This window comes from Methanolinea sp., assembly GCA_030055515.1.
Taxonomy (GTDB): domain Archaea; phylum Halobacteriota; class Methanomicrobia; order Methanomicrobiales; family Methanospirillaceae; genus Methanolinea_A.
The window spans coordinates 200,043-212,649 of sequence record JASFYI010000001.1 but is presented as its reverse complement, the minus strand read 5'-3'; the positions used below and the strand labels follow the sequence as shown (position 1 = coordinate 212,649).

Below are 12,607 nucleotides of genomic sequence, written 5' to 3'. Positions count from 1 at the left end.
GGGGGCAACCGCGTCACGCGAGAACCGGGATCTCCCGGAGCCTCCCCCCCGCGAGGAGGGCAACGAGCCCGTCTGCCGCCCGCCGCACCGGCCCGGTGAGTCCCTCCCCGAAATCCACGGCGAGCGGCTGGATCCCGACGATGACCGTCTCCCCCGGGAGGCCCCCGAGGTAGCTTGCGACCACGTGGAGCGGGAGCTGGTGGGTCCCGAACGAGACGTCGCGTATCTTTTCCCGGGGGATGATCCTGCACGCGCCGGCGGGGAGGCCCATCTCCGCGGCGTCCACTATCACGAGGAGGGGCGGGCGGACCTTCCTCACGATCCCCGTGAAGTTCTCCGGGACGGTCCCGCAGTCAAGGACGAGCCACCCGGGGTGCCGGAACGTCCGCGCGACGTAGTTCCCGGCGCCGTCGTCGCGGCGGAGGGGGTTGCCGACCCCCATGAGGACATTCTTTTCCCCGCCGGGTGGCAGGTCCCCCGCGGTCCACGTGGCCCGTCCCGCACTCATATCCCGGATGCCGCGAGCACTGCGAGGAATGCCGCGATCAGGACGGAGAAGACCGCCGCGACGCGACCGGGCGGGACCCCGAGGAGTTCCGGGATCGTGGCCGCGGGGAACCTCCCGAACCCGAGGACTTTCCCCTCGAGGAATGGGTAGATCCTCGCGAATATCCCCGCGCCGACGACGATTCCCGCCATCCCGACCGCGGCATCGAGTGCTCCCGACCCGGAGGCCGCGGCGGCAGTGCCGGGGCAGTAGCCGAGGAGGGCAAACCCGGCGCCGAAGATCAGCCCCCCCGCGACCGTCGCGCCGAGGGAACCCTCCCTCACGTGGAGCCGCACGAGGCCCGCGGCCCTCATGGCATGCACACCGACCATCCCGACGAGGACCGCCGAGAACATCACCTTCAGCACGGTGAAGTCAGAGAGGAGGAGCTGGCCGAGGATGACGTCGTACCGGGTCACACCCCCCTTCTGGAGCAGGAACCCAAACGCGGTGCCGATGGCAAGCCCGAGGATCGACTGGAGTGTTTTCTCCTGCCACAGCCTCTCGAGTCGCACCATGGTTCTCCCCTCACCCGAAGCGGAAGCCATAGAGGATCCCTGCCGTCAGGATGCCGCCGGCGAAGAAGCAGGCGACCGCGACCCAGCTCGAGAGCGAGAGCTGCAGGGTGCCCGAGATCCCGTGGCCCGAGGTGCACCCGCCGGCCCAGCGGGCACCAAGGCCCATGAGGATCCCGCCCGCGACCGCGACCGCGAGCCGAAAGACCGTTCCCCCGCCGAAAGCACTGGCAAAGAGCGGCGGGACCGCGGAGAGGGAGAGCGTCCCCGCACTGTACGCCGCGAGGAAACCCCCCGCGACCACGCCGACGAGGATCGTCCACTGCCAGTCGACGGCGGGGACCACCTGCCTGTAGTAGGGCATCGATGTCACGTCCCCGCGGAAGAGGTACTTCTCCACCATCCCCGCCGTCTTCGCGTACGCCGTCGAGACCCCGAGGGGCCGGTCGGAGAGGAGAAACGACAGGCATACGAGGATTCCAATCCCCGCGCCCGCGATGTACGGCGACCACGTCGCACCAGAGAACCACTCGATCATCCGGATACCACGATCTCAATGACGGGCACTCCAGCCTGATAATCCCTTCCCCGCGGGATGCGAATTCAGGGGGCAAATCCCCCCTTCCTGTACGCGGCGTACCCTCCCGCGAGGTTGCACACGGATGCAAACCCCTTCATCTTCAGGATGCTCGCCGCGATGCTCGCACGCTGCCCGCCCCTGCACATGACGATCGTCGGCGCCCGCGGATCGAGCTCCGTGGAGCGGGTCCGGAGGTCGTGCCACGGGATGTGCACGGCGCCGGGCACGGGGGCGGACTCGTGTTCCTCCCTCGACCGGACGTCCACGAGGACCGCGCGCCTGCCGGAGACGAGCGCGTGTGCTCTTGCCGCGGAAACGAGGGGCACCCTGTCGACGGGGAGACCTAAAGCCGCCCAGTCGAGCATCCCGCCGTCGAGGTACCACCCGACGCGGTCGAGGCCGACGCGCCGGAGCTGGAGGGCGGCCTCCCGTGCCTGTCTCCAGTCGTCCACGACGAGGGCGATCTCCCTGTCCGGCGGGAGGACCCATCCTGCCTGTGTCGCGAAGTTCCCCGAGAGGTCGATGTGCCACGAACCCGGGACGTGGAGACCCGAGAAGGCGGGGTAGCTCCGGACGTCGAGGATGACCGCGCCCTCTTCGCGCGACCGCGCGTGGAACTCCCCGGGCCGGAGCGGCGAGGGGCCCCGGAGCGTGCGCATCAGGGCCGGACCCGCGCGGTTGATCTCGGAACACCGCGCGAAGTGGTCGGGGGCCGCGGGCATGCGGGACGTGAGGGCCTCCACAAACTCGTCCCGGTCCCTTATCCGCAGCGCGTAGTTGTACTTCTTCTCGTACCCTATGGTAGTCGTCCTCTTCGCCGAGATCGCCCTCCCGCAGAGCGATCCCATGCCGTGGGCCGGATAGACCTCGCACTCGTCGGGGAGCGAAAGGACCTTTGCGTGCAGGTTCTCGAAGAGTGCCGAGGCGAGCTCCTCCGCCCTTCCGGGGAAGAGGTCCGGCCGGCCCACGTCGCCTGCGAAGAGGGTATCGCCCGAGAAGAGCGCGACCGGCGTGGACCCGCGGGACGTGTCGGTCGCCACGTAGCAGACGTGCTCGGGGGTGTGGCCGGGCGTCTCGATCACCCGGAACGTGACGTTCCCGAGGTGCACCTCGTCGCCCTCGGCCACGGGTTCGTGGGGGAACGCGCACCTTCCCGCCCGCGGCGCGTAGATTGGCGCGCCCGTCTCCTCCGCGAGGTCGAGGTGCCCGGAGACGAAGTCCGCGTGGAGGTGCGTCTGGAGGATGCACGAGACGGTGCAGCCCATCTCTCGCGCTGCCAACACGTACCTCCCGACGTCGCGGGCCGGGTCGATGACCGCGCACTCCCTGTCCACTGCGACGAGGTAGGAGCTGTGCGCGATCCCGGGGACGAAGAACTGCCGGATTATCATACCGGTCTATGCAGCGAGGAGATACATGAGGGTAACGGCGACGGCAATGAAAATGGCGGTCATGATGCTCCCCGCCCGCAGGTAGTCCCTCGTCCGGTATCCCCCGGGTCCCATGAGGAGGGCATTGACCTGGTGCGTGGGGAGAACGAAGCTGTTCTGGGTGCAGACCGCGGCGAGGAGGGCAAGGGACTTCGGGTCTATCCCGAGACTCTCCCCCGCGAGCATCGCGATCGGGACGAGCAGGACGGTTGCCGCGACGTTCGAGATGACGAGCGAGAGCGCCGTTGCGATGACTGCGATGGCAAGCATCACCACGAGGGGGTGTGCACCCTCGAGGTACCCCGCGAGGAATCCCGCGAGCTGCGCGGCTGCCCCCGTCTTCTCGATGGCCGTCCCGAGGGGGAGCATGCCCCCGATCAGGACGATGACCTTCCAGTCGATTGCCCTGTACGCGCCGGGGAGATCGATCACCCCGGAGAGGACCATCGCTGCTGCACCGGAGAGGAGCGAGAGGGAGAGGGGGACACCGGCCTGGGAAAGGGCGAGGGCTCCCGCGAAGATCGCGACGGCAAGGGCACCCTTCCCGCGGCGGACAGGCTCTCCCTCGGGCCTGGAGATCAGCTGGAGGTCGGGGTTGTCCGAGAGGCGGAGGAGGTTCTCCCACGACCCGAACACGACGAGGATATCCCCCGCGGAGAGGGGAACGTCCGAGAAGTCGGCGCGCATCTCTTCCCCGCACCTCGCGAGGAGGACGGGTTCGATGGAAAATCGCCTCCGGAACATGATCTCGCGCGGTGTCCTGCCCCTGATCGATGCGCGTGGCCGGACGACGACCTCCGCGAACGAAAAACCACCCTCGGAGAGGATCTCCCCGAACCAGTCCGCCTCCCCGCCGGGGACGCATCCCCAGTCCGCGCAGAAACGGTCGAAATCTTCCCTCCTGCCGAGGAGCGCGAGTTGCTGGCCTCCCCCGATCCTCGTGGAGCGCGGCGGCGCCACCGAGATATCGTCCCCTTCCCGGGTCGCGAGGAGGACGAGGCCGTACCTGTCCTCGAACCGGATATCCTCGCGCGTCTTGCCCGCGAGGGGGGAGTCCTCCCTCACCGTGCACGTGAGCACCGGGCCGTCGATCCCCCACGTCTCCGCGACGGACCGGTTCCCCGTCTCGTCCCTCCCGGGGGGAAATATCCACTCGCCGGCGAGGGCAAAGAGTGCCACCCCTGCGAGGAGGAGGAATATCCCGACGGGGGTGACGGCAAAGAGGGGGAGGGGATCAGCTCCTGCCTCCCGGAACAGGTCGTTGAGGATGATCAGGGGGCCGGATCCTATCATCGTGACCGTCCCGCCGAGGATCGCCGCAAAACCGATCGGCATCGCGAGGCGGGAGACGGGGATAGCCGACCTCGCCGAGATCCTCCTCGCGACGGGGAGGAAGAGGGCGGCCGCGCCGACGTTGTGGATGACGGAAGAGATGAGGCCGGCCGAGAGGGAGGTCGCGGCGACGACGCGGCGCCTCGTGTCCCCGGCGTGCCGGACGATCCACGTGGCAATCCGCGAGGTGACACCTGATCTCTCGAGCCCCGCGCCGAGGACCATGACTGCCGCCATCGCGATCACGGCGTTCGACGCAAAGCCCGAGATCGCCTCGAGCGGCGAGACGAGACCGAGCCACGCGAGGGAGAGGCAGACGACGACCGCGACGAGGTCGACTCTCAGGGTCTCGCTCGCGAGGAGGAAGACCGCCCCCGCGACGATCCCCGAGACGAGGATCACTTGTGTGTCCATCCGGTTCCCGCATGGCATCTATGGAGACGCGCGGGGAAATAAGATTCTCCGCCGTCATCCTGGACCGGCGCCCGCGGACCGCGGGACGGGGACGGCGCGGGGTGCGGGCGGGGTGTGACCGTCACTTTCGGCTGGCCGCCCACTCCCTCGCCCTGCAGGGATCGTCCGTCGCGAAACCGTCCACTCCGAGCCTGCAGGCCTCCTCCCACTCTGCCTCGGCGTCGAGTGTCCACGGGATCACGCGCATCCCCCGGGCGCGGGCCTCGCGGACGATCTCTTTCGAGAGGACGTCGAACCGCGGCAGGAACGCGTGGAGCGGGACATCCTCGTCCCGCCGGGGCCTTGGGATTCCCGGCCGGGAACTTACGAGGCCGAGGGGGACTTCGGGCATGATCTCGTGGACCGCAGCGAGAGATGCTCCGTGGAAGGACACGACGAGGAGCGGTCGCGGCGAATGGCGCTCGAGGACGTCGCAGACGTGGTACTCGGAGCCCGGTTCCTTCAGCTCCACGCAGAGGCCCGTCCTCCCCGCGACGAGACCGCAGACTTCCTCGAGGGTCGGGACGTGCTCCCCCTGCCCGGCGTCGAGGGCCCGCAGCTCGGCAGCGGTGAAGTCCCCGACCCTGCCCTTCCCGTTCGTCGTCCTATCGACCGTGGGATCGTGCATGACCACGGGGACGCGGTCGCGCGAGAGGCGCACGTCCACCTCCACGTAATCGGCACACCCTATGGCGAGGCGTACCGCCGCGAGGGTGTTCTCGGGGGCCCTCGCGGATGCCCCCCTGTGCGCGATGATCTCCATAGGTGACTCTCCTTTCTCTCCCCGCCCGATAAAATGGTCCCCCGCGGCGCCCGTCAGACGGGGCGGGAATGGACAGGATTAAACGGCGCGAGCGAGAATTGTGATGCGACGTTTCGCAGGTGGCGCCATCCCCATGGACATCCCGTTGAGATCCACCATCCCCGAGGTCTGTCCCGTGTGGGGAGTGCCCCTGCCCGGGCGGCTCGTCCGCGTCGCCATCCCGTTTGCCATCGGCGGTTCCTACATCTCCCTCTGTTTCCTCCTCATGCCCCGCGAGAGCGCGCTCCTCCTCGGCGGCCTGATGCTCGCGTACCTCGTTCCCCCCGCGGGGAAGGAGTCCATCGTCCCGCTCGGGATTGCCCTCGGGCTCCCGTGGTGGCTCGTCGCGTTCTCCATCGGGCTGATGGACGTGCTCGCCGGGATATTCATGGCCCTCAACTGCGACGTCTCCGGCAGGATTCCCCTCCTCGGCCGCTGGATCGCGCGGTTCCTCGCGAAGGGGAACGACTTCGTCCGTCGCCGGCCGTGGCTCGAGAGGTTCTCCTTCGCAGGCGTCGTCCTCTTCGTGATGTTCCCCCTGCAGGGCAGCGGTGGCATCGGGGGATCGCTCCTCGGCTGGATGGTGGGCCTCTCGCCGGTGCGCACGCTCCTTGCCATCGCGGCAGGCGCGTTCCTCGGGTGCGGCCTGATCGCGGTCGGATCCCAGGTGGTAAAGGACGCCGCGGCCGCCGATCCCGCGGGGGGATTTATCCTCGCCGCGTGCGTGGTCATCGTCATCGCGGGCGCGTACGCCGCGTACCGGCGGATGGTCGCGCGGTGACTGCCACGCCGTTCCCGCGCCCCTCACCGGCCCTTCTTCCGAAGGCAGCCTGAGGGGACGAGGATCTCGAACCGCGCGCCCTCCCCATAGGTCCCCGTCTCCCGTATCGACATCCCGGTGATCCCGAGGATCTCGCGCGAGAGGAAGAGTCCAAACCCCGTGCCTTTCCCGTACCCCCTCTCGAATATCCTCTCCTTCTCCTCCGGGGGTATCCCCACGCCGTCGTCCTCGACCGCGATGACGGCATTCTCCCCGCTTTCCGCGAGCGAGAACCTGATCGTCGTCACCTTCCTCCCGTGGGTCACCGCGTTCTCGACGAGGTTGTAGCAGACCTTCTCGACGAGGGGATCGGCGTATATCTCGAGGTCATCCGGGATCTCGTTTCGAATCCGGACGTGTGCGGGGAGGACCCCCTTCGTTGCCCTCTCGATGATCTCCCGGCAATTATGCCAGCCGGGAGCGTGCACGCCGATCTCCTCGTATTCACGCGTGAATCTAATTATCCCGTTTATGCGCTCCCAGACGGACTCGAGTTTGGTGATGTACTCCCTCGCGGCCGTTCCTTGCGTCTCGTTCTTGAGGAGGTCAAGGTACCCCCCTGCCACCGTGAGCAGGTTGTTGATATCGTGGCGCGTGACAGAGTGGAGGAGCGAGAGCTTCCTGTTCACAAGCCGGAGTTTCTCCTCGCTCTCCCGCAGCATCTCCTCGGTCTGTTTCCGGCCGGTGATGTCGATTGCGACCTCGAGGCGCACGAGCCTCCCGTCTGTCCAGGGTATCGCGGTATCGTGGCACTCGTACCAGCGGTTGGTCACCGAGTTCCGGAACTCCCAGACGTGAGTCCCCGTGGGCTTCCCTTCGCTATCCACGAGGAGAGGGTTCGTGCAGAACGGGCAGGGGCCGGGCTGGTCCTTCTGGATGGCCTGCCAGCACTTCTTCCCCGTGATCTCGCCGAGATCCTCCCTCACCTGCTTGTTGATGAAGAGGATCTCGTGCGTCTGCATGTCCGCGACGTAAATCACCGCGTCGACGCTGTCCATCACTGCCCTGAGTGTCTCGAGTGACTCGCGCAGCGATTGCTCCATCTGCCTTCGGTCAGTGACGTCCCTTATCGACTCGATCGCGCCGATTTTCTCCCCTCGGCTGTTGTACAGCGGGGAGGCCTTGCCCCATAAGACCACCTCCCTCCCCCGCAGCCTCGCGTTCACGGTCTCGGCAGTGAGCGTCTCCCCCTCGGCGTGCACGTACGAGTACATCTTCTCCACCTCGCTTCCCGGGCAAAAGACGAGGTCGACGAGAATCGGGCGGCGGTACCCGTAGAACGGGATTGCGTACTCGTAGTTCCCCTTCCCTACCATCTCGCTCGCCGGGATTCCCGTCATCTCCTCTATTGCCCTGTTCCACGCGACGACGGTCCCGTTCCTGTCGATGACGAACGTCGCGTCGGGGAGGAACTGGATGATGGAGGAGAGCTTCTGCTCGGCCTCTGCGAGTGCCTCGACGAGCTGCTTCCTCTGGGAGATGTCGCGGAAGATCCCCTCGACGCCGGTGATCCTGCCCGAGGCATCGCGGACGAGGTGGCTGCTCGTTGCGACCGTGACGGGCGTCCCGTCCTTCCTCTTCAGGGTGACCTCGTAATCTGTCACGCGTCCGGTCCTCGAGATCTCCTCGAGCAATTTCTGCCGCTCCTCCGGGTTGTAGTAGAACTCCCGCGCGATGTCCTTCCCGAGGCACTCCGAGACGCTGTCGTATCCGAGGAGGGTTGCCCACGACCTGCTCGCCTTCACGAGCCTCCCCTCCGCGTCGGCCCGGTAGTAGACGTCGGCCATGCTGTCGAGGAGGTGCTGGTACTCTTCCGTGAGCAAACGCAGCTCCTCTTCCAGTCTCTTCTCCTCGGTGACGTCACGCAGGGACGCAACGCTCGTCGTGGTTCCGGGGATCATGTCCACCGCGAGGTCGATCGTCCTCACCTCTCCTGACCGGGTCACGAACCGGAAAGTGTACCGGGTAGGCGCGGACCGGGGATCGACCCTCCTCTTCCTGTGCTGCTCGAGCATCCACCCGAGGTCTTCCGGGACCACGAATTCCATCCACTTCATCTTTCCCTCGATCTCGTCCCTCCGGTACCCCGAGAGCCTCTCGAAAGTGGCATTTGCGAGGAGGATGGTGCCGTCCTCGCCGAGGATGACGGTCGCGGTCCCCGTGTTCTCGAAGATCGTCCGATACCTCTCCTCGCTCTCGCGCAGGAGCTGCTCGTTCCGCGCGATCTCCTCCATCTGCTGCCGCAGCTCCTCTTCTATCGCCGTGATCTCCTCGAGTGATGCCGCGAGCTCCTCGTTCTTCTGGAGGAGGGACTTCTCGGTCTCCTTGATGCGGGTGATGTCCCTGACCGTCTCGATGGCGCCGACCCGCTCCCCATTCCTGTTGTAGAGCGGGGCTGCCCTTACCCAGAGGAACACCACCCCGCCGTTTCCCGGCGATGGACGGGTCACCTCGGCCTCCACCGTCTCTCCCACCCTCCTTGCGCCGGGATAGAGCCGGGCTGCACCGGGATCTCCGCCGGCGACGAGGTCGACGAGCATCGGGCGCTTCTCCCCGTAGAATGCCCTCGCGTACTCGTGGTCGCCTCTCCCGAGGATGGCGCTCTTCCCTACCCCGGTCATCTCCTCCATCGCCCGGTTCCACGCGATCACCCTCCCGGCATTATCGATGGCGAACGTGGGGTCGGGGAGGAACTCGATGAGGTCCTGCATCTGCCGGAGGGAGTCCGCGAGGGCTTCCTCGGCGCGCCTCCTCACCTCGTCGGCATCCATCCGCTCGATCGCGGTCGACACGGAAAAGCCCAGCGTACCGATGAACGCCATCTCCTCCGCGGAGAACGCGTCCGCGCGCGCTGCCGAAAGGCAGAGGACCCCCCTCACCTTCCCCATGACAAAGAGGGGGACGAGTGCAACCGGTGTCCCGGCGGCAGGCCCCTGTACATCACCGTGGGACCGGAAAAGTCCGGGGAGCGAGTCGAGGGTAGTGTAAGCTGTCTCCCCCGAGAAGACCTTCTCCAAGGGGGGACTTTCAAGTGCACCGATATCGACCGGATTGCGCGCACCAATTGAAGAAGGGTCCCCGCGGGAATCGCACGATGCAACGGGAACGAGCCGTTTCCCGGACACGTCGCACAGTCCTGCCCACGCCGACGCGTAGTCCCCATTTCTCGTGAGGACGCGGCATACCTCGGCGAGGAAGGGTTCCTTCTCCCTGCACCGGAAGGCCACCGTGTTTACCTCTATGACAATCTCGTTGTACCGGTTGATTCGCCGGAGTTTCTCCTCCGCCCTGAAGCGCCCGACCGCCTGCTTCACCTTGTGCTCAAGCTCAGCGAATTGCGAGAGCGGGTCGCCACCCTTCTGCAGGTAGAAGTCCGCGCCGTTGTTCAGTGCCTGGATGACGACCTCCTCGCGCCCCTTCCCCGTGAAGATGATGAAGGGGATGTCCCCGCACCTCTTCCTGACGAACTTCAGGAATTCTATCCCGTCGACGTCGGGCATCTGGTAATCGGAGATGATTGCGTCGTAATGCTCGATTTTGAGCCTGCCGATTGCCTCCCTCGGGGACAGGGCAGTGTCGCACGAGATGCTCCCGGACCTCTCGAGGAATGCCTTCCCCACCTCGAGGAGCGCGGGTTCGTCGTCGACGTAGAGGACGCGGAACTTCTCCCCCGGCATTTCCCCCGTCGAGGGAGTTACACCGCGTGCGAAATAAACATTTTTTTATGAATCAATGATATGGAACGACAATTCTTGGCGAACGACCTGTAATCACCTTGGCGTGGAGGACCCGGTTTTCGCGCAGCCGGGCAAGGAATTCCGCGGGGCGCGGTGACGGCCCGCGGACAGGGCCACGGTCGTGTCCCTGATGCGATTCCTTAAGATGCCAAAAATATACCACTCATTCCGGGAAGGATCCAAGGGGACGGAAATCACGCACCATGACTGGGGCAAAAGCGGAAAAGACCGTGGGGAAATCCCTATCAGCGGGAGGAACCTGCCCGTGAGCCTCGTGATCGCCTTCTGCGGGAGGGACCGGTCCTTCATGGCAGGCGACAGGAGGGAGATCTGGTTCCGCGGGGACGAGAGGTCCGTGCAACTCCTCGAGGACGAGATCTACTCCGGGCGTATCCAAAACGAGGAGGAGCTCCGCGCGAGGGCAAGGGAGCGCGGCGTCGGGATCTCCATCCGCGACGACAGGTGCAAGGTCTGGGAAGAAGGGGGTGTCCTCGTCGGCAGGGTGAGCGAGAGGGACGGGACCATGCTCCGGTACCGGACCCTGTTCGTCTCCTGCGGGCACTACGCCATGCTTGAATCACGAGGCGGGGGAGAGAGGGAGATCGCGCGGGGAGGCGCGAGCAGGTTCATCGTCCTCGGGAACAGGACGACGCAGGATATCGCCCGGCGGTGCATTCAGTCTCGCTTCGGGGAGAGGGCGGGCACGCCCGCGGATGCCCTCCGCGCGATCTTCGCCGCGATGGAGGAGGCGGCGGCACGCACCCCGTCAGTCTCGAAATCGTTCTCCCTCGTCCAGACCGACGAGAGCGTGCCGCTGCCACGCAGGTGACACCCTCGCATCCCCTGCGGCTACCGCGGGGGCGGGAGACTGCACGCTTTTTTTTGGGAATACTGGCGGGGAGTAAAATGGTCGACCCGGGCCGCCCCCTTGATTTCCATCCCTGCGCCCGCGGGGGAACGAGAACTGAAACAAAAATCCTATAACCTTGACCGTCGCAGTTCTTCTCCATTGTCATGCTATATCATAGCATGGTGAGTTCAATGAGATCCAACCGTGTTGCATTCCTGGTTCTCGGAGCGCTCCTCGCCGCCCTTGTACTCGGGGCCGGGTGCACCCAGTCACCGCAGTCCACTGCTCCGGGAGAGATTCGGATCGGGGTCGTCGCTTCCCTCACGGGACCCGCGAGCACGACCGGGAAGGACATCTGGCAGTCCGCGGAGCTCGCCGCGGAAGAGATCAACGCGCGGGGAGGCGTCCCCGTCCGGGAACTCGGGCGATCGCTCCCCATCCGCCTCGTCCCGGGGGACGACGAGTCGACCCGGGAAGGGGGGATGAAGGCCGTGACGAAGCTCATCACGCAGGACCAGGTCCACGTCCTCGTGGGGGGTTACTCGAGTGCCGTTGTCTCCGCGCACCAGGCGATCGTCGCGGACAGCAAGGTCCCCTACATCATCTCGGGCGCGTCGAGCACCGCGGTCTCGAGGAGGACGGACCTCGACACGAGTTACATGTTCTTCCACAGGCCGAATACGGACGACTCGGCCGAGGCGAGCATACAGTTCCTCACCGAGGTGTTCCGGCCTGCGATCAACGCGAAGTTCGGGTTCCCGGACGAGAGGAAGCTCCGCCTCGCCGTGATCTACCAGGACAGCCCGTTCGGCAAGGGCCAGCTCGAGGCCGTGAAGGGACTCGTCGCGGAGAAGGGCCTCCCGGTGGAGATCGTCGCCGAGGAGCCCTTCAAGATGGGCGAATCCGATTTCAGGACGGTCCTCACGTCGGTGAAGGCGAAGAACCCTGACGTCATCTACGCGGTCACCTTCCTCAACGAGCTCGTCCCGCTCACGCAACAGGCGCGCAGGGATGTAGGGCTCGCGACGGTCATCATGGCGATAGAGAACAACGACGACCCCGATTACTACAGCGGTGTCGGCGTGTACGGCGACGGAATGGTCATGGAGAGCAGGTTCTCCCCCTACGCCGTCCCGGCGGGATCGACCGAGGCTGCGACCCGGAAATTCCTCGCGGATTTCGACAAAAAGTACGGCGGGTTTGCCGGGATGATGGGGGCAGCCACGTACGAGGCAGTGTACATCGCCGCGGCTGCCATCGAGCAGGCCGGCAGCCTCGACAGGGCGAAGATTCGCGACGCCCTCGCATCCGCGAAGATTCCCCAGATGATGGAGATCATGAAGGACGGGGTCATCTCGTTCTCCCCCGAGTACCGCGAGAGCAAGTTTGAGCTCTACGTGGTCCAGCTCTCCATGGACAAGGAGAGCGGGGAACCCCGCCCGACGATTGTCTGGCCCGACGCACTCAAGGCCGGCGAGTTCAAGGTTCCTGACTGGTATTCCCCCGGATCTCCCTGAATCTTTATTTTTCCGCAGGGAGAG

At 66.0% G+C, this 12,607-nt stretch carries 10 protein-coding genes; 3 read left to right on the top strand and 7 right to left on the bottom strand.

Translation table 11 applies throughout. From position 1 onward, the window contains the following. Positions 1–13: 13 nt before the first annotated feature. From hycI to QFX32_01065, 6 genes are all read right to left on the bottom strand, one after another. Positions 14–508, bottom strand: a complete 495-nt coding sequence (hycI, locus tag QFX32_01090) for a hydrogenase maturation peptidase HycI (GenBank protein ID MDI9632634.1) — start codon at positions 506–508, stop codon at positions 14–16. Beyond that, a complete protein-coding gene (locus QFX32_01085; protein ID MDI9632633.1) occupies positions 505–1,065 on the bottom strand; it encodes a YeeE/YedE thiosulfate transporter family protein in 561 nt (186 codons plus the stop codon). The genes hycI and QFX32_01085 overlap by 4 nt, the downstream gene beginning before the upstream one ends. Positions 1,066–1,075: 10 nt before the next feature. Next, positions 1,076–1,600, bottom strand: a complete 525-nt coding sequence (locus tag QFX32_01080; protein MDI9632632.1) for a YeeE/YedE thiosulfate transporter family protein — start codon at positions 1,598–1,600, stop codon at positions 1,076–1,078. Between the two features lie 65 nt (positions 1,601–1,665). Further along, positions 1,666–3,033 (bottom strand): MBL fold metallo-hydrolase, encoded by a 1,368-nt coding sequence (locus tag QFX32_01075; protein ID MDI9632631.1) that lies wholly within the window; start codon positions 3,031–3,033, stop codon positions 1,666–1,668. 6 nt (positions 3,034–3,039) lie between these two features. Continuing rightward, a complete protein-coding gene (locus tag QFX32_01070; protein MDI9632630.1) occupies positions 3,040–4,818 on the bottom strand; it encodes an SLC13 family permease in 1,779 nt (592 codons plus the stop codon). Positions 4,819–4,939: 121 nt separating this feature from the next. Continuing rightward, positions 4,940–5,620, bottom strand: a complete 681-nt coding sequence (locus QFX32_01065; protein ID MDI9632629.1) for a glycerophosphodiester phosphodiesterase family protein — start codon at positions 5,618–5,620, stop codon at positions 4,940–4,942. Positions 5,621–5,753: 133 nt separating this feature from the next. Here QFX32_01065 and QFX32_01060 point away from each other — a divergent pair, with 133 nt between their 5' ends. Continuing rightward, the gene (locus tag QFX32_01060; protein MDI9632628.1) at positions 5,754–6,440 is read left to right on the top strand and encodes a small multi-drug export protein; all 687 of its coding nucleotides are present in this window, start codon (positions 5,754–5,756) and stop codon (positions 6,438–6,440) included. Positions 6,441–6,463: 23 nt separating this feature from the next. On the opposite strand, the gene QFX32_01055 is transcribed toward QFX32_01060, so the two are convergent. Continuing rightward, complete coding sequence (locus QFX32_01055; GenBank protein ID MDI9632627.1) at positions 6,464–10,156, bottom strand: PAS domain S-box protein; 3,693 nt, start codon at positions 10,154–10,156, stop codon at positions 6,464–6,466. Between the two features lie 325 nt (positions 10,157–10,481). Between QFX32_01055 and QFX32_01050 the strand changes: the two genes are divergently transcribed. Beyond that, the gene (locus tag QFX32_01050; GenBank protein MDI9632626.1) at positions 10,482–11,045 is read left to right on the top strand and encodes a DUF2121 domain-containing protein; all 564 of its coding nucleotides are present in this window, start codon (positions 10,482–10,484) and stop codon (positions 11,043–11,045) included. Positions 11,046–11,257: 212 nt separating this feature from the next. Then, on the top strand, positions 11,258–12,583 hold the full coding sequence (locus tag QFX32_01045; GenBank protein ID MDI9632625.1) for an ABC transporter substrate-binding protein: 1,326 nt from the start codon (positions 11,258–11,260) through the stop codon (positions 12,581–12,583). The last annotated feature ends 24 nt before the right edge of the window (positions 12,584–12,607 follow it).